15 protein-coding genes are annotated in these 26424 nt (G+C 57.4%); 14 read left to right on the top strand and 1 reads right to left on the bottom strand.

The genetic code is table 11. The features are described 5' to 3' along the window. The first annotated feature begins 63 nt into the window (after positions 1-63). The 3 genes from HWX74_RS00220 to lexA all read left to right on the top strand — a co-directional run bounded on the left by HWX74_RS00220 (position 64) and on the right by lexA (position 2553). The gene (locus tag HWX74_RS00220) at positions 64-1254 is read left to right on the top strand and encodes a pyridoxal phosphate-dependent aminotransferase (RefSeq protein ID WP_176011605.1); all 1191 of its coding nucleotides are present in this window, start codon (positions 64-66) and stop codon (positions 1252-1254) included. 12 nt (positions 1255-1266) lie between these two features. Then, positions 1267-1749, top strand: coding sequence for a hypothetical protein (locus tag HWX74_RS00215; RefSeq protein ID WP_176011604.1), 483 nt, complete (start codon positions 1267-1269; stop codon positions 1747-1749). Between the two features lie 180 nt (positions 1750-1929). Further along, positions 1930-2553, top strand: a complete 624-nt coding sequence (gene lexA / locus HWX74_RS00210; RefSeq protein ID WP_176011603.1) for a transcriptional repressor LexA — start codon at positions 1930-1932, stop codon at positions 2551-2553. A gap of 547 nt (positions 2554-3100) precedes the next feature. Here lexA and HWX74_RS00205 read toward each other — a convergent pair. Beyond that, positions 3101-4141 carry an IS630 family transposase gene (locus HWX74_RS00205; RefSeq protein ID WP_176011602.1) on the bottom strand — a complete coding sequence of 347 codons (1041 nt, stop codon included), beginning with the start codon at positions 4139-4141 and terminating at the stop codon, positions 3101-3103. Here HWX74_RS00205 and HWX74_RS00200 point away from each other — a divergent pair. The 11 genes from HWX74_RS00200 to HWX74_RS00150 all read left to right on the top strand — a co-directional run bounded on the left by HWX74_RS00200 (position 4130) and on the right by HWX74_RS00150 (position 26304). Continuing rightward, positions 4130-4513, top strand: a complete 384-nt coding sequence (locus HWX74_RS00200; RefSeq protein ID WP_176011601.1) for a hypothetical protein — start codon at positions 4130-4132, stop codon at positions 4511-4513. The two genes, HWX74_RS00205 and HWX74_RS00200, sit on opposite strands and share 12 nt — an antisense overlap. A 106-nt stretch (positions 4514-4619) precedes the next feature. Beyond that, the gene (locus HWX74_RS00195; protein WP_217704803.1) at positions 4620-5297 is read left to right on the top strand and encodes a type II secretion system protein; all 678 of its coding nucleotides are present in this window, start codon (positions 4620-4622) and stop codon (positions 5295-5297) included. Between the two features lie 116 nt (positions 5298-5413). Then, a complete protein-coding gene (locus tag HWX74_RS00190) occupies positions 5414-10072 on the top strand; it encodes a beta-galactosidase (protein ID WP_176011599.1) in 4659 nt (1552 codons plus the stop codon). Between the two features lie 220 nt (positions 10073-10292). After that, positions 10293-11396 (top strand): GntR family transcriptional regulator, encoded by a 1104-nt coding sequence (locus HWX74_RS00185; protein WP_176011598.1) that lies wholly within the window; start codon positions 10293-10295, stop codon positions 11394-11396. Positions 11397-11427: 31 nt separating this feature from the next. Beyond that, a complete protein-coding gene (locus tag HWX74_RS00180; protein ID WP_176011597.1) occupies positions 11428-12123 on the top strand; it encodes a type II secretion system protein in 696 nt (231 codons plus the stop codon). A 76-nt stretch (positions 12124-12199) separates the two neighbouring features. Continuing rightward, complete coding sequence (locus tag HWX74_RS00175; RefSeq protein WP_176011596.1) at positions 12200-12871, top strand: type II secretion system protein; 672 nt, start codon at positions 12200-12202, stop codon at positions 12869-12871. 121 nt (positions 12872-12992) lie between these two features. After that, the gene (locus HWX74_RS00170; RefSeq protein ID WP_176011595.1) at positions 12993-17648 is read left to right on the top strand and encodes a beta-galactosidase; all 4656 of its coding nucleotides are present in this window, start codon (positions 12993-12995) and stop codon (positions 17646-17648) included. A 537-nt stretch (positions 17649-18185) separates the two neighbouring features. Then, the gene (gene ltrA, locus HWX74_RS00165) at positions 18186-19532 is read left to right on the top strand and encodes a group II intron reverse transcriptase/maturase (RefSeq protein WP_217704802.1); all 1347 of its coding nucleotides are present in this window, start codon (positions 18186-18188) and stop codon (positions 19530-19532) included. Positions 19533-19740: 208 nt separating this feature from the next. Continuing rightward, a complete protein-coding gene (locus HWX74_RS00160; protein WP_176011593.1) occupies positions 19741-20859 on the top strand; it encodes a GntR family transcriptional regulator in 1119 nt (372 codons plus the stop codon). A gap of 28 nt (positions 20860-20887) precedes the next feature. Beyond that, positions 20888-21577: a type II secretion system protein gene (locus HWX74_RS00155; RefSeq protein ID WP_176011592.1), complete on the top strand. Its 690-nt coding sequence runs from the start codon at positions 20888-20890 to the stop codon at positions 21575-21577. Between the two features lie 92 nt (positions 21578-21669). Then, positions 21670-26304 (top strand): beta-galactosidase, encoded by a 4635-nt coding sequence (locus HWX74_RS00150; RefSeq protein WP_176011591.1) that lies wholly within the window; start codon positions 21670-21672, stop codon positions 26302-26304. The last annotated feature ends 120 nt before the right edge of the window (positions 26305-26424 follow it).

Genomic DNA, 26424 nt, shown 5'->3' with positions numbered 1-26424 from the left:
ACATTATCGATTGTATTGTTTGGGTTAACCGGTTAATTTTTTTTAGGAAACAACACAGCAATTATGAGAGACTTACAAAGTTGTAGCGGTTTCATGGGGGCGTTGACGCCCTCGGCAACGCTGGCGATCAGTGCGAAAGCCAAGGCGATGAAAGCGGACGGAATTGATGTCTGCAGCATGTCGGCGGGAGAGCCCGATTTCGATACGCCGGAAGTGATCAAGGAAGCCTGTATCGCCGCTTTGAAAGCCGGGAAAGTCGGTTATACGCCGGCCAGCGGCTTGTTGGAGCTGAAGCAGGCGATTGTCAAAAAATTCCGCGAAGACAACCAGGTCGAAACCACCACCGGCCAGGTGGTCATCGCGCCGGGCGCCAAATTTTCGGTGTTCAGTGCGGTGGCGGCGCTCTGCGGGCCCGGCGACGAAGTGATCATCCCGGCGCCGTACTGGCTGAGCTATCCGGAGATTGTCAAGGCCAGCGGTGCCAGGTTGGTAGCGGTTGAAACGTCGGCCGACGACAATTATGAATTGGATCCGGCCGCGTTCGAAGCGGCGATTACCGATAAAACCCGACTGTTGATTTTGAATACGCCGTCCAATCCGACCGGCGCGGTTTACCGGCCGGAAACCTTGCGGGCGATCGCGGCGGTGGCGGTGCGTCACAATGTGATGGTGCTGGCCGATGAAATTTATGAGAAATTGATTTACGATCCGGAATTTCCGCATGTCAGCATCGCTTCGCTGAGCCCGGAAATCGCCGATTTGACCGTCACGGTCAACGGGTTCAGCAAAACCTACGCGATGACCGGCTGGCGGTTGGGCTATCTGACCGCGCCGGCCTGGCTGACCAAACGGATTGTCGCGCTGCAGAGTCATTCGACGAGCAATCCGACGACCTTCGCCCAGTACGGCGCGTTGGTGGCGTTCGACCAGGCCAAGGCGGATGTCGAGCGGATGCGCCGGGCGTTTGCCGAGCGCCGTGATCTGATCTATTCATTGATCAGTGCGATTCCGGGTGTCAAATGCGTGCGGCCGCAGGGAGCGTTTTACATTTTCTGCGACATTTCTTCGTTCGGGCTGGGGTCGGAGGAATTTTGCACGCGGCTGCTCGAGGAGGAACTGCTGGCGGTGGTGCCGTGCTGGTCGTTCGGCGCCGAGGGGCACATCCGGTTGTCCTATGCCTGTTCGGAAGAGAACATCCGGAAAGCGTGCAGCCGTTTGGCCGCTTTCTGCGCAAATTTGTCGGCCCGTAACTAGCAGGTGAATGGCATGCGCGGTTGGTTGAGAATCGGTCTATGCGGCGGTATGCTGGCCGCGCTGTCGGCCGGCTGCCGGACCGAGACGGCGGAAACGGCGAAAACGCCGGAATATACCGGGATCGCCTCCATGCCGGAAGCGGAGGCCGTCGCGATCGGCCGTCGTTGCGGGGAAAACCTTTTGGAAGCGGTCAGAACGCGTGATTATGAGCGCGCCTGCGCCGATTTGGCGCCGGAGTTGACCGCCAAAGTCTCTGAGCAGGTTTTTTCCGATTTCTGTCGGATGCTGGTCGGCAGCGGAGAGTTGACCGGCTACGAGTATCTGACTATGCTGGAACAGCCGCCGATGCGGTTATTCCTCTGGAAGCTTACGTTGCAGGGGCAGCCGGAGGATGGGGCCGGACCGGCGGAAGTGGTGACGGTGAATACTCTTTTCCGGGTGCTTGTCGGAAAATTGGATGACAAATATGTGATCCTGTTTTTTGGCGTGAATTGAAGCCGGGTTCGAAATGAAAACGGATCCGGCGGCAGTTTGCCGGGAAAAATGTTTCCAAACAGGGGCATCGTTGATTCAACGAAGTTCTTTTTGAAGGAGAGTACGGGGAGAGAACGTGAACGAGAGAGTTGGGAAGCTGAAGTTTACGTTAATTGCGTTACAAAACAAGGAGAATGTGTCGTGAAAGCTTTGACGGAAAAACAGAAAAATATTCTCGATTTCATTGAGGATTTTCTGGAGAAAGAAGGAATGTCGCCGACGGTCTACGAGATCGCCGAACATTTTGACATCAAAACTTCAACGGTTTTTGCCCATCTGAAAGCACTGCAGCGCAAGAATCAATTGTCCCGCAGTTCCAAAGCGCGCAGCATCAGCTTGAGCCAGACCAGGCGTCCGATCAAGCATATGTCTTTCGTGCTGCCGATTCCGCTGCTGGGCCGGATCAATGCCGGTTTGCCGGCGGACAACCTGGAATTCAAGGAAGGCGAAGTGTTCGTCGACGCCGCCCTGGTGGACCGGGCGGACCATGACAAGCTTTTCGCATTGCGGGTGGCCGGAGAGAGCATGCGCGATCTGGGGATTTACGAAGACGACATTGTCATCGTCAAGCAGACCGAAAACATTCGTCCGGGCGATATCGTTGTCGGCATGGTCGACAACGAGACGACGATCAAGAGTTATTTCCCGCTGCGGGGCGGACGGGTGGAATTGCGCCCGGCCAATCCGGATTTCTCCACCCAGGTCTATCCCGCGTCCCAAATCAAGATTCAGGGCAAGGTTATTTTCCTGCAGCGTGAATATTGAAGACGCGCCGGGGAAATTGAGATTGACCCGGAAACTTGAACGAATTGGTTGAATCAGGCATGAGTCCGGTCGTGGACCGGACTCATGCTTTTTTTATTATCAAGGAGAGGCGGTCATGGTTGAAATGACCGTTGCAGTTTCGCATTCTCCCCCGGGGGGAGGGAGGAGCGGCTGGCCTGGGTGATTTCCTGCCGAGTTCTCAACAGGGTGGAGTTTCTCCTGGAAGGCGGTTCCTTCTTTGGGGGAAGGTTCCCGGAAGTTTTAGGCAAACTTTTGCCGGGCTTATCTGGGGGGCTTGCAGGTGAAAGGTTTCAAAAAAAATTTCCATTTTTTGCTTTGGCTATTGACATTTGGAAAATTTTTTGCTATTATTTCTAATAAGAGGACGTTCCGGAACAGTTTAGCATGGTTTGAAACGGTAAACAGTTGCCTTTGTATTTGCCGTTGCAGCGGCGGAAAATGTCTGAATCGACTAACTCCAGGGAAAAAATGAGAAGTCGAAAAAAAATCACATTGGTTGAATTGTTGATATTGTACCGGCAACTAACTAACTTGCATATAAAACAGTCTTGGAATGGAATAATTTCTTGATTCGTTCCGGTTGTTCAGCTATCATTTCCATATGTTGCTTGGCATGTTCGGTTATTTTTCCTTTGGCGCGTCCCAAGGGCTTGTTGTTCAGATTTGATTTCAAGTCGCGGTTGAGATATTCATCCGGGTTCAGGTCGGGACTGTAGCTCGGCAAGAAAAATAACTTGATGAAAGCCGCGTTTTCCTGCAGAAAGCCAGTCAACGTTTTGCTGTGGTGAACCCGCAGGTTATCCAGAATCAAATACACTTTCCGCTCATTTTGACGAATCAGACGTTCCATGAATTGGATCAGGAGTTGAGCCGTCATCGTTTCGCTGTAAAACATGAAATGAGTTTTCCCCTGGTTGGTAATCGCGCTGATCATATTAACTTTTTCGCGTACCGGATTGACTGCTTGCACCGGAGTGTTGCCTTTCGGCGCATAACTGCGGCCCTTGGCCTCGTCATTGCGAATTCCTGTTTCATCCCCCCAAAAGATATCCGCGTCTTCTGATTTTGCCAGCTTTTTGATTCGGGGATACTCCTCAATCAGCCATTTTTGAACGTGCGCCTCATTGCGCTGATAAGCTTTCTTAACTGGTTTTTGCGGCGTAAATCCCCAGCGTTTCAAGTACTCCCCCATGGTTCGGACTGGTATTTCGATTCCAAAGGAAATCTTGATGTGCAACCGTACCGCCTGACGAGTCCAGAGCGCAAATGGCAATTTTAACTGATCCGGACAATGGTCGACCAAATCTTTCCGTATCTTACTCTCTTCATGCGGAAGCAGACGGCGTCCAAAGCCGACTGGACGACCGCATTTCTTTACTTTCAAAGCAGACAAGCCGCTTTTTTTCCACTTGCTTATCCACTTGCCCACCGTGTTGCGGTGCGCTCCGACGATTTTTCCGATTTCCGTACAATTATTACATTTGCCGCTTTGATACAATCTCACGGCCTGCTTGCGCCGCTCTTCAAGAGCGACCTTATCGAGTTTTCGGGCATCTTGAGTTTCCATGATGATAATATACACCATCAAGCAAATATTGCACGTATGTTAATTGCCGAATCTATAGTGATTGCTGTTATCATAATTCTTGCCGGTATGCTGCTGCCGGTGCCGGGCAAAACAAAGACCAAAGCGATGTCGATCGACTGCACCGGCAATCTCAAGCCGCTAGGGCATCCAGCCTGCCGGAATGAGTGTTTCAGCCTGGATTTTCCGAGGGAAAAAAATTTTTTCAGAGAATTTTCTCGTTCAAAAACGATGGAAAGGCAAAAAAATTTCCGGTTTTTTATTTTAGGTATTGACATTCGGAAAATTTTTTGCTATAATTATTATAGATTCCGTTCCGGAACAGTTAAGTCTTGGTTGAATTCTGTCGCTTGATTGGAATTGTGCCGATTGCTGCCGGAACCGATTTGATTGGCTGAAAATGAAAAGGCTTCGCCAACACCGGCGAAAAATGTTCAAAACAACCAAAGTAAGGAAAAAAATGAAACACAACATGAAATTCACACTGATTGAATTGCTGGTCGTGATTGCGATTATTGCGATTCTTGCCAGCATGCTGCTGCCGGCGCTGGGCAAAGCCAAAGCCAAAGCGGTGTCGATCAAATGCACCAGCAACCTCAAACAATTGGCTCTGGCCACCAATATGTATGCCAACGATAACAATGATTCGGCGCCGCTCGCCGTCATCTATTACGGTTGGGGATCCGACACCGGCTGGTTTGCCCCACTGGCGGAATACATGGGCGTCAAGCTTGTTGCCTGGAGTGATTTCAAGCAAGGCGATCACGCCGCGATGGAGTGCCCGAGTTATTCCGGCGACAAGACCTACAATACCTATGGCTTGAACATGTGGATCGGCGGCTGTATCAATGAGGACGGTTCGGCGACCGACTTCGTGCCGTGCAAGCTCTCCAATGTCAAAAATTCCGGCCAGGCCCTGCTGATGACCGATACCCACAACGGCTATGGCTGGATTGGCCAATGGGGCGAGATGGAGTGGATGTGTCCGGATGAAGCATTCCGTCACAGCAATTATCTCAACGCCTCCTTTGCGGACGGACACTGTGAGTCGCTTTCCGTCCGGCAGCCGACGGACGATGCCTGGCAGCGCGTATGGGATCTGTGCTATTACCCGGTGAAAGGCGAGGCGATTCCGTAGAGCTCCGCCAATTCTCTTGCCATAAAAAATGATGACGTACTCCGGAAGCGGACGGCTCCGCTCCCGGAATATTGATTGTATCAAGCTGACAAACCTTTGGAACGGAATGGTGATTCATGACTTATGAAAAGAAGATTTTCGCACTCGTCTCTTTGCTGCTGGGCTGGGCGGTGGCCGCCGAGGTCGTTACGGTGGACCGGGGCGGACAGACATTTTATCAATTGTCCAATGAATATTTGACGGTACTCATCAATCCGAATTACGGCGGCCGGGTGGAGCAGTTTTGTCAGAATGGCCGCGGCAATCTGGTTGAAGCCCGCGGCGACGATGTGGCGCCGGGCGGCAGCGGGATCGGCCAGGAGCGGCTGCGTTGCGGCGGTGCCGCCATCGACCTCACTTCCAAAGCGAAATGGCAGGTCGTTGCCAGCGGCGATAACGGCGGGGGCAGTTTCGTGACGCTGGAAAACGGCGATTCGCCGCTGCATCTGGTCAAAACTTATACGCTGAAGGATCATACGGCCAGTTTGCAGGTGGATTATGCGATCGACAATCCCGGCAAGGAGGATTTCTTCGGTGCGCTCTGGTTTATTACCGTACCGTTCCCGGAAGGGACCGGAAACATCCGTTATCTTTATCCGTTTGCCGAGCATGCTTTCTGGCCGGACTTCGTTTCCGGCCGGACGACGCAGCAAGCGGTCAACTGGCCGGAAACGAGCGGCGACATCACCGTCAACAACGCGGTGGCCGGCTGGGCGGCGGCGCTGAACGATGCCGGCGACGGCATTCTGCTGGAGACCAGCTATCCGGATTTGCGCAGTTTCTACAACTGGCTGCCCGGCGAAACGGTCAACCAGCCGACTTTGGAATATTTGACTGCGGAGTTGAAAATCCGTCCGCTGGCGATGGGACAGGCGATGATTCAGGCCCGTCCGGAGCGGGAGGACCCGCTGTTCGACTTCATCTTCCGGACCTCCTACACGGTCACGCCGCTGTATGGCTGCCGGTCCGTCGAGGCGGCCGACAACCACATCGCCGCGGCGATGACGCGGGAAAATGGCCGTTTGAAGGCGACGCTGTGGAGCGATCGCGATTACGGCGACGTCAGGGTTCGCTGCGGCGGCGGGATGCGGAAGGTCGCTTTGAAGGCATTGCAGGAGGTTGACGTGGAATTTCCGCTGCCGGACGATGAACCGCTCGTCACGCTGGAGTTGACTGGTGAAAACGGTCGGAAAATCGCCGCGTTGACCAGGAGCTTTGACGAGAAACTCCGCCCGGAACCGGCGGCGGAGAAAAATAAGATTTTCGCCTATGCACCGGCGTATGCCGAATTTTTTACTGATTTTTCAAAGGAAATTATCCGTTGGAATGCCGATGCGGCGGAAAAAACCCGCCTGCTGCTGTTTGCGACCGCCTGGAGCCATCATGACAGTGCCGAACTGACGAAGCGCGGCAACTTCGACTTTGAGTTGGTGGAAGTCGCTTATCCGCATCAGCTTGCTTTCGATGCCGGCGACAACCGCAGTTGGGTGGCGCCGGAGCCGGTCAGCTATGCCCGGAGCGTGATCGAGAACGATTATGACGCCATCATGATTTCGTCGGCGATCCGCTGGGAGGTGCTGCCGGAGGAGGTGCGGGAAAAAATCGGGGCGAAGGTGGAAGCGGGCGCCGGACTGGTTTACGTCAATCCGCCTTACGGCATCGAATCGACCGGTCTGGCGTTGCGTTACAACGAAGCGGAGACGGTCAAACTTAATCGGGCGGTGCCTTATGACAAGCTCAATGCGCTCCCGGCCGGTGACGACCGGACGGCGATGCCGCTGAAGGTCTACGACTGCGGCGCGGGGAAGGTGATTTCGGTCGATTATGTCCTGAACCAGAATCCGATGGAATGGATGATTGACAGCTACGGGATGATTCCGAATCCCGATTTCGAACTGGGGTGTCCGTTCAACTATTACGATTATCATTTCTCGCAGATTCTGCGTGCCATCCGGCTGGCGGCGCAAACGGCTCTGCCGGCTGAAATCACCGGCCTGACCGCCGGGGAAAGTCAACTGACCTTGGCGGTCACGGCGGTCGCCGCCGCCGAGGGAACGGTGACGCTGGAAGTCCGGGACAAATACGGCGAAGTGGTCGACCGCGCCGAATCGGAAGCGGCGCTGCAGACCGGCCGCAACGAATTGCCGCTGGCGCTGCCGCTGGAAAAGATGACGCTGGACGGCGATTACTTTTACAACGTTTTTCTGAAAGTCGACGGCCATACCGCCGACTGGTATACCGTCGTGCAGAACCGGCCGGCCGACTGCGCGCTGGAACAGTTGTCGCTGGCGCGGAAAACCTTTCAGGCCGGCGAACCGGTGGCCGGGACGATACGGCTGCGCGGAAACCTGGACGGGGCGGAGCTCGTCATGGTCGTCAGGGACATTTACGACCGGGTGCTCTACCGCCGGACGCTGACCGGTCTGCAGCCGGAAATGCCGTTTGCCGCCACGTTGGAAACGCCGCCGCAAACCAACCTGAGCACGGTCGAGGCGGCCTTGTTCAAAGACGGCCGGCAGTTGGACCGGGCGGAAACGTTCTGGACGACGAAACTGCCGCCGCGCTCCGGGTTGACCTTCACCAGTTGGGGAGCCTGTTCGAATTATTTCGCCGACGATTATTACCGGGTGCTGGCGGAGACGGGATTCGACGAGACGGTCGGCTACCACGCCGAGTATGCCAATCTGGCGCTGCAGCGGACCGCCGCGGAAGCGGCGCTGCGCAACGATGTCAATTATGTGGCGCTCGGCATCGGCACCATCCTCGGCTGGATCGGCGAAGAGCGCCCGGAATCGACCAGCCGTCCGACTTGCCTGAGCAATCCGGCGTATTTGCAGGAGTTGCGCGATACCGCCGAAACCGTCGCCGCCAATTTGGCCGATTACAGTCCGAACCTTTACTTTATCGGCGACGAGTGTTCGTTGTTCCACTGGGATCTGCCGCATGATTACTGCCAGTCGCAGTGGTGCCTGGCGGCTTTTCGCCGCTGGCTGCAGGATCGCTACGCTTCTCTGGACGAGTTGAACGCCGCCTGGCGGACCGATTTTGCTGCCTGGGAGGACGTGAAGCCCGACACCGCGGCCGAAGCGATCGAAAAACAACGGTTCGCGTCGTTTATAGACCACCGCCATTTCATGTTCACGACGGTCACCGGGGCGATCAAAGCGGAATACGACGGGATGAAAGCCGGCGATCCGCAGGGCAATCTGGCGATTTCCGGCATGGTGTTGACCAACTTGTACACCGGCTTCGACTGGCACGAAGCGTTGAAGTATCTGACCCGCGCCGTGGCCTACGATCAGCCGAACACCGGCGTCGACGACGTGCTGCGCAGTTTCGCCCGGCCGGGCACCGGCCTGGGGGACTGGACCGGTTACAATATGCCGGTCCGGGATATCCGGGAAAAGACCTACCGGGAGATTCTGGCCGGTCTGCGGGCCAACGGCAATTGGGCCAACGGCTATTTCATGCGTCACGGCGACCTGAAGCTGAACCATTACGGCGAACAGCTCCGGGATATGATCTTTGAAATCAAGCAGTCCGGTCTCGATGTCATCACCGAACCGGCCAACCGGGAGCCTTCGCCGTTTGCGCTCTATTTCTCGATTCCGGCGATGCTGACCAGCGACGCCTCCGATTTTCTCGGCTACATCGTCGCCGACAAGCGGAACTATCACCGCAATTTCGGCGGCTGGACCGCCGTGCTGGGCAACCTCGGTTACCAGGGGCCGCTGGTGGTCGGGCCGGAAGAACTGCCGAAGCTTGATCCGGTAATATCGCCGTATCTGATTCTGCCGCTGGCGCAGGCGATGAGCGATGCCGACATCGAAGCGATCGAACGTTATGTCGCTGCCGGCGGCAGGTTGATTGCCGATGTGCTGCCGGGCGGCTGCTACGACAACGGCACGGTGCGGCAGAACAATCCGTTCCGGGAAATTTTCGGCGTCGATGCGAAGTTCCGCAGCGGGTTCGGCGGTCAGCCGGGCGAGTTGCTGGCCGTCGATGGCCGGGAAGTGGAAATCGAACTTGGCGACCCGGCCGTCACGGTGACCGGCGGCCGGCCGCTGTTCGCCGCCGACCGGCGGATCATGATCGGCAGGGATGGCCACCTGCTGTTGAATTTTCTGCCGAACCGTTACGGACGGATTCGTACCAGGGACGCTTTGGCCGAACCGGTATTGGCGCTGTTCCGGACGGCGTTCAAGGCCGCCGGGGTGGCGGATGAGTGGCAACTGCAGTTGCCGGCGGCGGCCGAGGCCGGCCGTTACCGGCGGGGCGACTGCCGCTTTGTCGGGATGACCCGGATGGCGGCCGGCAAAGAGGAAAAGAAAGACGCCGTATTGCAGTTCGAACGGCCGTATTATATCTACGATCTGCTGGAACGGCGGTTGCTCGCCCGGTCCGACCGCCTCGAAACGGCGTTGGAATCGTACGGCGTGCGGCTGCTGGCGCTGCTGCCGGAGCCGACGCAGCCGTATTCGCTGCATTTGGAGCGGGACGGGCGGTTGCTGAAGGTCAGAATCGGCGGTTCGGAGGCGGATGGAATTTTCCGGCTGGAGGTCTATCGTCCGGATGGAACGCTGTTCAAACCGGCGACCGGCAACCATTTCGGCGCCGGTTCTGCCGGGATCGAAATCATCGTCGATGACGGAATCGAACCGCATCCGGGTGAATGGCGGGTACGGGTCATCAATCTGCTGGATGATCAGGTGACGGAGCGGAGCATCCGGTGGTAGAAAATTTTGGCCGGACCGGGGAAATTTTCCCGGTCCGGCGGGGAAAGCCGGCGTTGTTTGCCGGCCGGAATGGGAAAAAGGCAGGAAATCTGGGTATTCTGACAGAATTTATTCATGAAATTCTGTTTTTTTCGGTTTCGGGGATTGACTTTCAGTAATTTTTTTGCTATTATTCCTACAAAAGGACGTTCCGGAACAGTTAAGTTGAGGTTGAACTCTTATGGATGTTCTCGAGAAAGACGTTGCCGCGCCGATGGCCGAGCAGCTTTATGATGTACTGGTTCAACGCATTGCTGCCGGGCACTATCCGCCCGGCGGGAAGCTGGACAGCGTCCGCGCGCTGCGCAATGAGTTCAAAGTCAGCAACACGGTGGTGATGCAGACGCTGGATTTGCTGGAGAGAGACCAACTGGTGGTCCGACTGCCGGCCAAGGGCATCTTCATCAGCCGGAAAAATACCGTCGCCACCAGGCCGCTGCGGGTGATTCTGGTCTTTCCGGAGCCGGCCATTTCGCCGGAGGTGCTGACGCTGAGCGATTGGTACACCAATGCGGATATCTACCGGGGCATGCTGGACACCGGTTTTTTGAACAATACGAGTATTCATCTGGAATATTTCCCGGAAACGGCGGATTCGATGGAGCTGAACAGTCAGTTGCAGCGGCTGGCCGGCTATGACGCGGCGGTCTTTTACGGTGATCAGTGTCACCATCTGCGGCTGCTGGCCCGTTGTGAAGTGCCGATTATCGCGGTGGTCCAGTGGGGGCGTCCGGCCAGACGCTACGGCGAGGAGTTGAAAGTGGGCTTCAGCGATGCCGAGACGATCCGCTGCCTGGTCGACTATCTGAAGCAGCGCGACTACCGCCGTTGCGGCTGCATCATCGTGCCGGGGATGGAGGATGACATCGCCTTTTTCGGCTGGCGCGCTGCCGAGTATCGCCGGTTGGGCCGGGCGGCCGGGCTGGCGATGCCGGAGTCGGCGGTGCTGGCGTTGGGCCTGAATCCGGCCGACGCCGAAGAGCGGATCATGGCGTTTTTGCGTCGGGAGCAGCCGGATTTTGTCTTTTTCAACGGCGACAAGCTGGAACTGCTGTACAATGCGCTGGCCCGCCTGCACCTGCTGCCCGGCCGGGATCTGGATTTCATCTATATCGGCACGACGCCGATCTGCCCGATGTGCACTCATGTCGAACCGCCTTTTGTGCAGATCGGCCGGCGGATCATCGCCGAGGTGGTCAACTGCCGCCGCCAGCATCGGCCGCTGCCGAAAGAGCCGGTTTTTTTGAAGTCACGAATCATCGGCGGCAGTTCCACCGGTGTTTGAACGGCAGTGCCGAAACAGGAAAGGGAGAAAAATGAGACGGAAATTTACACTTGTCGAATTGCTGGTGGTGATTGCGATCATTTCGATCCTGGCCGGTTTGCTGCTGCCGGTGGTGGGAAAGGCGCGGGGGAAGGCGATGACGATCAAATGTACCGGCAACAGCAAACAACTGGTCGCCGCTACGGCGATGTACGCCATCGACAACAAGGATTATCCGCCGCTGGCCTTCACCAGTTACAGTTGGGGCGGCGAAGCCGAATGGATTTATGGATTGATGGCCTATGTCGGGGTGAAGCGGGTGCCGCTTGACGAATATCGCCAGGGAGATTACGGCGTGCTCGAGTGTCCGGATTATTTCGGAGAAGTTCAACCGTACAGTTACGGCATGAACGCCTGGTTCGGCGGCAAATGGGATGGCGACGCCCATACGATGGAAGATGTGACCGGCGGCGCCTTCCGGCCCTGCCGGACCAGCAGCATCGGCAATCCGAGCCGGCTGGCGGCATATGCCGACGTGCAGCAGAACGGCTATATCGGGCAATGGGAATTCATGGCGGAGACGATTCCGTCGGAAGCCTTCCGGCATGACCGGCGGCTGAATATCGCCTGTGTGGACGGGCATGTCGAACCGTTCAGCTACGACCAGGGAGAGGGGGTGGACCCGCTGCACGTCCTGCAGGGCGAGTATTGCTTCCCGATGATCGCCGGAAAGGAAATCGACTGGTGAGCCGCCATTGCGGTTTTATAAAGAATATCGACGGGATTTCCAAAATAAAAAACACCGGAAAACAAGGAGAAAGACCATGAGAACGAAATTTACGTTGATTGAACTGTTGGTAGTGATTGCGATCATCGCCATTCTTGCCAGTATGCTGCTGCCGGCTCTGGGCAAGGCCAAAGCCAAGGCGGTGGCGATCAAATGTACCAGCAACCTCAAACAGACAGGGTTGGCGACCGTCATGTATGCCGGCGACGATAACGATTCCGCTCCGCTTGCCGTCATTTATTACAGTTGGGGATCGGATAGTGGTTGGTTTGATAAATTGGCGGATTATATGGGAGTCAGGATTGTCAACTGGGATGATTTCAAGCAGGGAGACCACGCCGCATTGGAATGTCCGAGCTACAACGGAGATCGGACCTACTACACATACGGGTTGAATATGTTTATTGGCGGCGGTATGGACGAAGACGGCACTCTTTCAAGTGATTTTCCACCGTGCAAACTCTCCAATGTGAAAAATCCCGCCCAGGCATTGTTGTTTACCGACACTCACAACGGTTACGGTTGGGTTGGCCAGTGGGGCGAGCGGGAATGGATGTGGCCGCTGGAAGCGTTCCGTCACGCCAGTTTTCTGAATGCCGTCTTTGCGGACGGCCACTGCGAGGGGATCTCGTATCGGCAGGCGATCGAACCGCAGCAGCGCCTGTATGACTTGTGCTATTATCCGGTGTACGGCCTTGATATTCCGTAAAGGTTCGAGGCCGATTCAACTTGGAAGCGTTGCGTGTGTCCGGCCCCTTCCGGGGCCGGGTTTTGTTTCGATATTTTCAGCGATGAAGAAAGAAGAACGAAGTAACTACTGAGACAATGTGATGAATAAAATTTTCTCTTTGACGGCGGTTTTCCTCCTGGCTGCCGGTTGGCTGGAGGGGGCGGTAACCCGTCTGGAAAAAGGCCAGCAGACTCTTTATCAATTATCCAATGATTATTTGTCCGCCGTCGTCAATCCGGCGGCCGGCGGCCGGGTGGAGAGCTTTCGCCAGCCGGGCAAAGCGAATTTGTTTTCACCCGGTTCGGAGGGAACGTCGCCCGGCGGCAGCGGCTTCGGGCTCGAACGGCTACGGGATCACGGCGTCACCGTCGATGCCGAACAGACTTCCGGCGCGGCCTGGCAGGTCGTCGACTTCGGAGACCGGGACGGCGGCAGTTTCATCACGCTGGAAAATGGCGATTCTCCGCTGCACCTGGTCAAAACCTACACCCTGCGGGAGGATGCCGCCAGCCTGGAGGTCGCTTATGCGGCCGACAACCCCGGCTCCCGGGACTTTCTCGGCAACCTCTGGTTCGTCACCGTGCCGTTCCCGGCCGGCACGACGTCGATGCGCTACTATTATCCGTTCGCGCAGCGTTCGAACTGGCCGGATTTCAGCGGCGGCGAAGCGGTGCTGGAGCCGCTCCGCTGGCCGGAGACGACCGGCGATATCGTCACCAATCAGCCGGCGGCCGGCTGGGCGGCGGCGCTGAACGACGCCGGCGACGGAGTGCTGTTGGAAGTCGATTACCCGGCTTTGCGCAATTTCTACAACTGGCTGCCGGCCGGCAACAACCAGGGTACGTTGGAATTTCTGACTTCCGATCTGAAAATCCGGCCGCTGGCGGAGGGCCGGGAGCTGGCACAGGCCCGGCCGGAACGGGAGGACCCGTTGTTCGACTTCATCTTCCGCTTCTCTTATTGTGTCACGCCGCTGTACGGCTGCCGGTCGGTGGAGGCGGCCGACAACCATATCGCCGCCGGTTTGAAGCGGGCGGACGGAAAACTGACGGCGGCGTTGCGGAGCGATCGCGATTACGGCGAAATTACGGTGCGCTGCGGCGAGGAAAGCCGGCGGATTACGCTGCCGGCATTGCGGGAGGTCGCAGTGGAATTGCCGTGCCCGGATGATGAGCCGGTCGTTTCTCTGGAGCTGACGGCGGCCGACGGCCGCCGAATCGCCGTTCTGACCAGAAGTTTCGATGCCGGCCACCGGCCGGCGCCGGTGGCGGAGAAGGACAAAATATTCACCTTCACGCCGGAATATGCCGCATTGTTCACCGATTTTCGGCGGGAAATCATCCGCTGGGACGCCGACGCGGCAGCGAAAACCAGATTGCTGCTGTTCGCCACCGCCTGGAGCCATCACGACAGCGCCGAGCTGACGGTGCGCGGCAACTTCGACCTCGAACTGGTCGAAGTCGCCTATCCGTTCTCGCTGGCGTTCGATATCAGTGACAACCGCAGTTGGATCGCGCCGGACCCGGCCGCCTATGCGCGGCAGGTGATCGACGCCGATTATGACGTCATCATGATTTCCTCGGCGATTCGCTGGGAAATCCTGCCGGACGAAGTCAAGGAAAAGATCAAGGCGAAAATTGAATCGGGCGTCGGTCTGGTTTTCGTCGATCCGCCGTTCGGCATCGATTCGACCGGCCTGGAACTGCGGTACAACGAAGCGGAGACGGTCAAATTGAACCGGGCGGTGCCCTATGACAAGCTGGCGGCGATCCGGACCGACGCGGATCCGGCGGCGATGCCGTTGAAGGTGTACGACTGCGGCAGAGGCAAGGTGGTTTCGGTCGATTATCGCTTGAATCAGAACGATCTGGAGTGGGAAATCGACAGCTACGGAATGATCCCGAATCCCGATTTCGCCGTCGGCAGCCGGTTCAATTACTACGACTATCACTTTTCGCAGATTCTGCGGGCGGTCCGGCTGGCGGCGCAGACGGCTCTGCCGGCCGAAATCACCGGCCTGGCCGCCGGGGAGGATCAACTGACCCTGGAAGTCGCGGCAGTCGCCGCCGCCGAAGGAACGGTGACGCTGGAAGTCCGGGACAAATACGGCGAAGTGGTCGACCGCGCCGAATCGGAAACGGCGCTGCCGGCCGGCCGCAACGAATTGCCGCTGGCGCTGCCGCTGGAAAAGATGACGCTGGACGGCGATTACTTTTACAACGTTTTTCTGAAAGTCGACGGCCATACCGCCGACTGGTATACCGTCGTGCAGAACCGGCCGGCGGCAGCGGCGCTGGAAGCGTTCGCGTTGGTGAAAAAATCTTTCGGCAGCGGCGAACCGGTCGCCGGCAATATCCGGTTCCGGGGCGACGTCGCCGGGGCCGAGCTGGAACTGAAAAGCGTGGACCGTTACGGCCGGGTGCTGTATCGCCGGCTGTTCGACGACTTGCCGCCGGAATTGCCCTTTGCCGTTGAGCCGGAAGTGCGGCCGGAAACGACGATGAGCACCCTGACGGCGACGCTGCGCCGGGACGGCCGGGTGCTGGACCGGGCCGAAGCGACCTGGACGACGAAGCTGTCGCCGCGGTCCGGCTTGACTTTCACCTGCTGGGGGTCCTGTTCGAACTATTTCGCCGACGAATACCATCGGGCGCTGGTCGAGATGGGGTTCGACGAAGTGACTGGTTATGACGGCGAGTTGGCCAATCTTGATCTGCAGCGGACCGCGGCTGAAGCGGCGCTGCGCAGCAATATCAATTATATTCCGATGGGAATTTGCCGGTTGCTGGGCTGGACCGGCGCGGACCAGCCGGAGAGCAACGGCGTTCGGCCGACCTGCCTGCGTGATCCGGAATACCTGCGATATTTGTCGGACGGCATTGGTGAACGCGTCGAACAACTGGCCGATTACCATCCCAATTCCTACTTTGTCGGCGATGAAAATTCGTTGTTCCGCTGGGATCTGCCGCACGATTACTGCCGGTCGCCGTGGTGCCTGGCGGCATTCCGCCAGTGGCTGCAGCAGCGTTATGCGTCGCTGGACGAGTTGAACGCCGCCTGGCGGACCGAGTTCGCCGCCTGGGACGAGGTGAAACCGGATATGGCAGCCGAAGCGATTGAAAAACAGCGGTTCGCCTCGTTCATCGACCATCGCCATTTCATGTTTTCGGCGATCACCAACGCAGTCATAACCCAGTATGAGGCGATGAAAGCCGCCGATCCAGACGGCAGGCTGGCGATTTCCGGCATGGAGCTGACCGATTTGTACACCGGCTTCGACTGGCATGACGCATTGAATTATGTGACCCGGGTGGTGGCTTATGACCGGCTCAATACCGGCCTGGACGACGTGCTGCGCAGCTTTGCCGCCCCGGGCGCCGGTCTCGGCGACTGGACCGGTTATCTGATGCCGATTCCGGAAATCCGGGAGAAAAATTACCGGGAAATCCTGAACGGCCTGCGGGCCAACGGCAACTGGGCCAACGGCTATCTGCTGCGCCACGGCGATTTGAAGATTGTCGATTACGGTTTGCAGCTCAAGGCGATGATCGCCGAAATCAGGCAGTCCGGCCTCGACGTCATCACCGGGCCGGCCAACCGGGTCGCTTCGCCGTTTGCGCTGTATTTTTCGATCCCGGCGATGCTGACCAGCGACGCTTCCGATTTTCTCGGTTATATCGTCGCCCACAAACGCAATTACCATCGCGACTTCGGCGGCTGGACCGCCGTGCTGGCCAACCTCGGCTATCCGGGCCCGCTGGTGGTCGGACCGGAGGAATTGCCGGAACTCGATCCGGCGGTGTCGCCGTACCTGATCCTGCCGCTGGCCCAGGCGATGAGCGACGCCGACATCGAGGCGATCGAGCGTTATGTCGCTGCCGGCGGCAAATTGATCGCCGACGTGCTGCCGGGCGGCTGCTACGAAAATGGCACGGTACGGCAAAACAATCCGTTCCGGGAGATTTTCGGGGTCGATGCGAAGTTTCGCAGCGCTTTCGGCGGCAAGCCGGGCGAATTCCTGACCATCGACGGCCGGACCGTCGAGCTGGAAATCGGCGACCCGGACCTCGAAGTGCTTGACGGCCGGCCGCAGTTCGCCGCCGACCGGCGGCTGATGATCGGCAAGGACGGCCATCTGCTGCTGAACTTCCTGCCGAACAATTACCGCTACATCCGGGATAAGGCGGCGGCCGGCGACCCGGCGGTCGAACTGTTCCGGACGGCACTGCAATATGCCGGCGTACCGGCTGACTGGCTGGTCCGGCTGCCGCCGAACGCCGAACTGGGGCGTTACCGGCTCGACGGCAATGAATACGTCGGTTTGACCCGCGCCAAAGTCGGCCGGGAGGAACGCAAGGATGCCGTTCTGCAGTTCGACCGGGAGTATTATCTCTACGATCTGCTGGAACGGCGGCCGCTCGGCCGGGCCGACCGGTTTGAAACGGCGCTGGACTCGTACGGCGTCCGGCTGCTGGCGCTGCTGCCGGAACCGGCGCAGCCGTATTCGCTGACCCTGGAACGGGACGGCCGCCGCGTCAGGGCGGTGGTCGCCAATCCGGGCGTCGCCGGGCTGTTCCGGCTGGAAGTCTATCAGCCGGATGGCACGCTCTACCGGCCGGCGACCGGCAACCACGCCGGCAGGGACAGGACTGAAATCCTCGTTGATCCCGGGTTGGAACCGATGCCGGGCGCGTGGAAATTCAAGGTGATCAATCTTCTGGACAATACGACGGCGGAAGCGGCAACCGGTTTCTGAGGGAATGTTTTCAACGCGAATTCTCCGGCCAATGGAAATTTGGCCGGAGAATCTTTTTATGTACGCCCGGCATGGGTGATAACTTGACGGTGAAAGTCCGTTACAGACTTGGCAGTAGGAACTGTTAGCTTAAGGCAAGGGTGTCCACCGCGAGGTGGAATCTGAAGGAAGTCGGCGGCAAATTCCCGGCCTGACGAACAGAAAGTACATATAAGGCATTTGCAAGGCGGACGAGCTTGCACAACAAAGCGAAGTCCAATACTGCCCGAACCTTGTGGTGTAGATGTACCAGGCGCCTGGGATGAAAGTTATCGCTCTTATCCGGGGAGATCTCAACGGTATGAATGAAGCCGTGAATGCATGGTAATTTCAACCCGTACAGTGATGTGCGGCTGAACGTTGAGAAGTCAGCAGAGGCCATAGTACCGTGTTTTTTTTTTTTTTTTACGGGAAGGGCCGAACAGTAGTCGATCTTTCGCAAGTGAAAGGTGCAGCATGTGTAGAGAGCAGAAAATCCGGAAACGGAACTGCCCGGGGATGGATAGGCTGGAAGCCGAAGAGAATCCGGGAGTGCGGAGCATGCTTACGCGGGAAACTGAAGCGAAAGACGGTGCTGATTTGTTTGAACGCATCCTTGAGCGTAACAACCTCAACCGTGCGTACAAGCAAGTCAAGAGAAACGGCGGAGCGCCGGGCGTGGACGGAATGACCGTTGACGACCTGTTGGCGTATCTGTGCGAACACAAGGAAAGTTTCCTTGAAAATCTCCGAACCGAAACGTATCGCCCGCAACCGGTGCGCCGGGTTGAAATCCCGAAACCGGACGGGGGGATACGGATGCTTGGTGTTCCAACGGGCATGGATCGGATGATTCAACAGGCAATATCGCAGGTCCTCTGCCCGATATTCGAGGAGGAATTTTCAGAAAACAGCTACGGTTTCCGACCGGGGCGTAGCGCTCATCAGGCCATCCGGCAAGCACGGAAATACTACAATCAAGGCTATCGGCGGGTTGTCGATCTTGACTTGAGCAAGTATTTCGACACCATGAACCATGAGCTGTTGATGGAAATGTTGCGGGCCAAAATCTCTGATCAACGAGTTTTGTGCCTGATTAAACGCTACTTGAAGAGCGGAGTCATGATCAATGGCGTGGTGACGCGAACGGAAGAAGGCAGTCCACAGGGCGGCAATCTTTCGCCATTGCTGAGCAACATCTACCTGACCGCTTTCGACCGGGAATTGGAACGCCGTGGACACAAGTTCGTACGATATGCGGACGATGTCAACATCTACGTCAGAAGTCAACGCGCCGCCGAACGCGTACTTGCGAGCAGCAGACGGTTTCTTGAAGCGAAATTGAAACTCAAAGTAAACGAATCCAAAAGTAAAGCGGGAAGTCCGCTGAAGCTGAAGTTTCTCGGCTTCGCACTGCGAAGTACGACGAAAGGACAGGCCGGAATTCGAATACACGAGAAGTCTATAGACCGCTTCAAAGCCAAGGTTCGCGAGCTGACCCGAAGGAATCAGGGAAATTCGGTGGAATATATGCTGTACAAACTTCGGCAATATACCGTCGGATGGCTCGGATACTATGCGATTGCGGACATGAAGATGTTTATGCAAAACATGAATGAATGGATTCAACGGAAAATTCGGACGTATGTTTGGAAACAGTGGAAACGAGTACGGACACGATTTACGCGACTGCAATCGTTGGGTATTTCCGAGGGAAAAGCGTGGGAATGGGCGAATACGAGGAAAGGCTACTGGCATATTGCCCGTAGTTGGATTTTACATCGTGTATTGCCGTCTCAACGCATTGCCGAAATAGGGTATGACGATATCCTACTTCGGTACAAAGCGTTGCACTCAAGCTGCTGAACCGCCGTATGCCGAACGGCACGTACGGTGGTGTGAGAGGACGCCCGGCCAACTAATGACCGGGCTCCTACTCGATTTCAAATATAATTTCAGGTAATTTTCGATTTTTCTGTCAAGGGGGGATTGACTTTTACCGAATTTTTTGATATACTATGTGCATGAAAGCTGTATCGGAACAGTTCGTTACAGAAAAAACAGAAGTAGATTGATGATGGAAGTTTTGGAAAAAGACATCGCCATTCCGTTGGCCAGGCAGTTGTACGATATTTTGACCGGTCGTATCGCTTCCGGCTATTATCCGGTCGGCCGCAAGCTGGACAGCGTCCGCAATCTGCGGGATGAGTTCAAAGTCAGCACCACGGTGATCAACCAGACGCTGGATTTGCTGGAACGCGATCAACTGATCGTCCGGGTTCCGGCCAAGGGAATCTTCATCAGCCGGTGCAATACGGTGGCCAACAAGCCGTTGCGGGTGATCGTGGTTTTCCCGGAAGTGGGGATTCTGCCGGAAGTGCTGCCGGTCGGCAACTGGCATGCCAACAATGAAATTTATCGCGGCATGCTGGAGGTCGGGTTTGCGAACAACACCCATATCCATCTGGAATATTTTCCGGAGCCGGAAGACAGCTTCGCGCTGAACGGCCAGTTGCAGCGGCTGTCCGGCTACGATGCGGCGATCTTCTACGGCGACCAGCGCCGCAAGCTGCGTTCCATTGCCGGCAACGAGGTGGCGGTGGTGGCGGCGGTCCAGTTCGGCGGTCCGGCGGAGTATTATGAGCATGAGCTGGCGGTCGGTTACAGTGATGAGGAACTGGTCGAATGCCTGGTCAATGGTATAAGAGGGCGCGGTTATCGCAAATGCGGATGTATTTCGGTGCCGGCCTGGGAAGATGACGTCGCCTTTCTCCACTGGCGGATGATGGAATATTGCCGGTTGGGGCAGGCGGCCGGTTTGGAAATGCCGGAGGACGCGTTGCTGGAGGTGGCTTTGCCGACCGTGACGGCGGAGGACGAGATTGTCGAATTCCTGCGGCGGGAAAAGCCTGATTTCCTGTTCTACAACGGCGATGATCTGAAATTGTTGTACAACGCGGTTTCGAAATTGAGTCTGCTGCCCGGCAGGGATATCGATTTCATGTACATCGGAGCGTCGTCGCTCTGCCCGGTCTGCAGCCATGTGGCGCCGTCCTACCGGGAAATCGGCCGGGAGATGATCAGCCGGATCGTCGATTACTGCCGCCGGGAACGGCCGATACCGTCGGAAAGAATATTTTTGCCGCCGCGAATTGTCTCCGGTAATTCAACCGGTTGGTCGATAAATAGTTGAAAAAACAAACTATCCAAGGAGGAACAAAATGAAGAAGAATTTTACGTTGATTGAACTCTTGGTCGTAATCGCAATAATCTCGATTCTTGCCAGCATGCTGCTGCCGGCGCTGGCCAAAGCGAAAGCCAAGGCGCTGGAAATCAAATGTGTCGGCAATCTCAAGCAGATCGGTTTGGCGAATCAGCTCTATGCCGGCGATTACGACGATTATTTCGTCAACCGGCCGTGGAACAGTTTTACGATCAACTGGGTGGCGCCGGCTGACCAGATTGCTCAGATGATGCTGGCGGAATATACCGGCGGGATGGAAGACCTGAAGAACAATCGCGACAATGTTTTCGTTTGCCCGGCCAGCACCATCACCGGCGGCACCGATATCGGCGGCATCAAGTACTGGGTCGGTTACGGGTTGAACTATCATATTCACCAGACGAAAGGCTGGAAAGAGCCGGAGCCGCAGAAGTTGACCGCTTCCTATATCGAGCAGCCGAGCAATACCGCTCATTTTCTCTGCTACAATCAGTATATTGCCGATTCTCCGTACGGCGGCGACAACGATCGCTGGCAGACGCTGGAACACGGCAAGAATCGTTGCGCGGTGTTTTTGGACGCCTCGGCCCGCAGCCTATCGTACAACGAGTGGCTGGCGAAATCGCCGGAAACCGCGGCAATGTATGTATATTCGCCGTTGTGGTGGGGCAGCTACGACATTCGCTGAAAGTGACCGGATTACGGCATGACAAGACAACCGGAACGAGCCGGACAGTGCAAGCTGCCCGGCTCGTTTTGAAAGGAATCTCAAGAGGGGTTATGAAGAAAATTACTATCTTGCTGCTCGGCCTGTCGGGCCTTTGCCTGACCGGCCGGGCGGAGGTTGCGAAGATCGAAACGGCGGAAGGTCCGCGTTATCGTCTGGCCAACGAATATTTGGAAGTGATTGTCGATCCGGCCTGCGGCGGCAGGATCGAATCGATGAAGCAGCCGGGGCATCCGGAATTGCTTTCGGCGGATACGCCGGAACGGACTCCGGCCGGCAGCGGCATCGGCCAGGAACGGCTGGTGATGGTGGGGCACGGCAACGTCCGGCAGACCGAAGCCGCTCCCTGGCGGGTGACGGCGACGGCGGACGATGGTGTGTACAGCTCCATCACGCTGGAAAATGATGATTCGCCGCTGCATTTGGTCAAGACTTACCGTCTGCCCCACGATGCCGCCTCGGTGCGGGTGGATTATGCGGTCGACAATCCGACCGACACGAATTTCTTCGGCAAACTCTGGTTTGTTACCGTGCCGTTCCCGGCCGGTACGGAGCAGATGCGTTACTATTATCCCCGCGGCTTGCGGGCCGGCTGGGCGGATTTCTTCACCGGCCGTCCGGCGCTGGAGCCGGTCCGTTGGCCGGAACAGACCGGCGATATCTTGACCAACGAAACCGCCGCCGGCTGGGCTGCCGGCATCAATGACGCCGGGATCGGTATATTGCTGGAGCCGGATTACGCCGATTTGTTGAGTTTTTACAACTTTCTGCCGAACGATGGCCCCGGCCAGAGCACGCTGGAGTTCCTGACGCCCGAATTGAAGATCCGGCCGCTGTCGGTCGGCAAAGCGATGATGAATACCCGGCCGGAAATGAAGGATCCGCTGTTCGATTTCATCTACCGGACCGGTTATACGGTGATGCCGCTGGCCGGTCTGGAAACGGTCGACGCGGCGGACAACCGCATCGCGGCGATGTTCCGGCGCGACGGGGAGACGGTGACGATACGGCTGCTGAGTGACCGCGATTATCCGGCGCTGACGCTGCGTTGCGGCGGTGCGGAGCGGAATATCGCGTTGAAAGCGCTCGAGCCGGCCGAATTTGCCATGCCGCTGACCGAGGAGGACCAGGTGGCGGTGACGCTGAACGATCCGTCCGGAGTCGTGGTGGCCGAATTGACGAAGAATTTCGATCCCGCCGTCCGGCAGCAGCCGAAGACGGCCAAGAATTCACTTTTTGTCAATATCGTGGAGCATGCCGGATTTTTCAAGGAATTCTCGCCGGAAATCGTCCGCTGGGCGGCCGATACCGAACGGCCGTTGAAGATTTTGATCGTCACCACCGCCTGGAGCCATCACGATATCGGCGAACTGGAAGTGCGCGGCAATTTGGAAATGGATTTGGTGGAGGTCGGTTATCCGGACTGGTTCGTTTTCAATCAGCACGACAACCGCGGCTGGGTCGCGCCGGAGTCCCTGTCATATTTGCGCCGGGTTCTCCAGAAGGAGCACGATGTCATCCTGATCGGGGCGTCGTGCCGCTGGCATGCGTTTCCGGAGGACACCAGGGAACAGATCCTGCAGCAGGTGGCGGATGGAACCGGACTGGTGTATGTCGATTCGCTCGATGGCGTCGACCAGCTTGGTTTGCCGCTGGAATACGATGAAGCGGCGACGCTGGAACTGAATCGGGCGGTGCCGTTCGACCATTTGAAAGCGATCCGTCGCGATCCGTCGCCGGAGGCGATGCCGTTGAAAGTTTACTCCAGCGGCAAGGGCAAGGTCATTTCGGTAGAATATTGTCTGAATCAGAATTCGCGTGAATGGCAGATTCAGAGTTTCGGTCTGATCCCGGCTCCGAAGTTCGGGACGGAATGCACCTTCAATTACTATGACTATCATTTTTCTCAACTGCTGCGGGCGTTGCGGCTGGCTGCCGGCGACCGTCCGGAGGACCGGCTGGTGGCGGTGGCGCCGGAAAAAGACACTTTGACCGTAACGGTGGCGGCAGATGAGGCCGCTCCGGCCGAACTGGTCTGGGAAACGCGCGATAAATTCGGCCGGAAAGTGGCCGAACAGCAGCAGGAAGTGACGCTTCAGGCGCCGGAATCGCAATTCCAGTTGGCATTGCTGCCGGAAAAAATGCAGTTGGACGGCGATTACTTTTACGATGTTTTCCTGAAACGGAACGGCCATACCGCCGACTGGTTCTCCGCGGTGGAAAACCGTCCGGCCGTTTGCGCCATGGAGGAGTTCGCGCTGGATAAACTGGCCTGGCAGCCGGGAGAAACCGTCACCGGCCGGTTGCGGCTGCGCGGCGATTGGAACAATACGGAAGTCAGCCTGGTGGCGAAAGACCGTTACGGCCGGACGCTGGGTACGCAGAAGATCATCCCTGCCGGGCCGGAGGAGAAGGTCGCCATCGAGTTTGAAACGGCGCCGGCGACCGTGCTCAGTGAAGTGACGGCGGAATTGCGGCGCGACGGCGTCATGCTCGACCGGGCCGCCGCCAGCGTCACCTTGCCGCTGCCGGAGCGGCCGCGGCTGACCTTTACCATCTGGGGGTGCAATGCCAATTATTACAGTGATGAATACTACCGGATTCTGGCCGATGCCGGTTTCGATGAGGTGATCGGCGACAATGTGTTGCTGACCAATCCGGAACAGCAGAAAAAAAGCGCCGAATCGGCGCTGCGGAGCCGTTTGAATTATATTCCGCTCGGGATTCACTGGCTGACGCTGCACAATCTCGAAGAGTTGAAATGGGTCGAACGCAATCCGTGCCTCCGCAATCCGGAGTATCTGACTGAAATGTACCATAACGTCGGCGAAGGCGTGAAATTGCTGGCCGACTATCGACCGAATTCCTATTTCATCGCCGATGAAAATTCGCTTGGAATCGGCGACTGGTCGCACGATCTGTGCCAATCGCCGTGGTGTCTGGCCGCCTTCCGGGAAATGCTGCAGAAACGCTATGGTACGGTTGAAGTGCTCAACGCGGCCTGGAATACCCGATTGGCCGATTGGGAAGCGGTACGGCCGTTCACCCATGCCGAAGCGACGGCGCAGGACAACTTTCTGCCGTGGATCGCTCACCGGATTTTTATGTTCGGCGCTTTTTCCGGCGCGGTCAAAAATCAGTATGAGGCGATGAAGGCGGTCGATCCGGCCGGCAATCTGGCGATCTCCGGCATGACGATAACCAATATGTATGTCGGCTACAACTGGCACGACAGCATGAAGTACCTGTCCCGGGTCATCGCTTACGACCAGGACAATTCCGGCACTGACGATCTGCTGCGCAGCTTTGAAAGGCCGGGAACGCAGTTGGGCGTCTGGACCGGTTACAACCGTCCGATTCCTTATGTCCGGGAGATGACCTACCGGGAAATTCTGTCCGGATTGTCCGGCAACGGCAATTTCGCCTCCGGTTTCCTGATGCGCCACGGCGATATGAAATTGACCGATTACGGCAAGGAAACGGCGGCGATGATCGCCGAGATCAAGTCCTCCGGTCTGGACGTGATCACCGAACCGGCCAACCGGCGGTCGTCGCCGTTCGCCATCCTCTTTTCGATCCCGTCGCTGGTGATCAGCGGCGCGGGGGATACGAAGGAGACGGAATCGCGTTTCCGCCTTTATCCGCGGAATTTCGGCAGTTGGACCGCGCTGATCGGCAATATCGGTTTCCAGGGCCCCCGCGTCGTCGATCCGCTTGACCTGGACAAGCTGGACCCGGCGGAAACGCCGTTCCTGATCCTGCCGCTGGCCCAGGGACTGAGCGATGCCGATTTGCAGAATATCCTGACGTTTGTCGAGCGCGGCGGCCGGTTGATTGCCGATTCCCTGCCGGGCGTCTGCGACGACGACGGGACCAGGCGGGAAGACAATCCGCTGGCGGAACTTTTCGGCGTCGAAGCCGCCTTCCGGCCGGCTGCCGCCGGGGAAAACTTGAAGATTGACGGCAGTCAATCGGTGCTGGAACTGGCCGATCCGGCCATCGTCCTGAAGGGCGGAGTGCCGGCCGATGCGGCGGAAAAGCGTATTTTGATCGGCCGGAATGGCCATCTGCTGTTGAATGTGCTGGCGGGCAATTACGGAGCGATCCGGGCCGACGGCCGGAAAGCCGATCCTGCCGTCGAATTTTTCCGGCAGGCTTTCGAACTTGCCGGCGTGCCGGATGACTGGTCGCTGCGGTTGCCGCCGGCGACGGAAGCGATGCGCTACCGGCTCGACGGCAATGAATACCTCGGTCTGACCCGCATGGAGGGCGACAAACGGGAACGCAACGATGCCGTGCTGCAATTCGACCGCCAGTATTATATTTATGACTTGCTGGCGCACCAGGAACTGGCGGTTGCCGACCGGCTGGATTTGACGCTGGAACCGCTCGGCGTCAAAGTGCTGGCGCTGCTGCCGGAGCCGACGCAGCCGTTTTCGCTGGAGCTGGAACGGGATGGCCGCTGCGTCAAGGCCGTCATTACCAGTCCGGGACCGGCCGGGATCTACCGCCTGGAAGTGTTTGAGCCGAATGGTACGCCCTATTGGCCTTCCACCGGCAATCACGGCATCCGGGAACGGGGTGAAATTGTCGTCGATCCCGGCTTGACGCCGTCGCCGGGCGAATGGACGTTCCGGGTGATCAACCTGCTGGACGGCACGACGATGGAGGAGGTCATCGATTTCTGATGGAAATCGCCGCTCGCAGTTGGCGGGCGTTCATGCCGCGGCCGGCTCACTTGACGAGCCGGCCGCGGCTTTTTTCGTCTTCGACATCGCGGCACAGGCCGCCGTTTGCTTGCAAAACAG

Origin of the sequence: Victivallis sp. Marseille-Q1083 (genome assembly GCF_903645315.1) — a bacterium.
Lineage (GTDB): Bacteria > Verrucomicrobiota > Lentisphaeria > Victivallales > Victivallaceae > UMGS1518.
The sequence above is the reverse complement of the archived record's forward strand: the minus strand, read 5'-3'. Positions and strand labels throughout refer to the sequence as shown.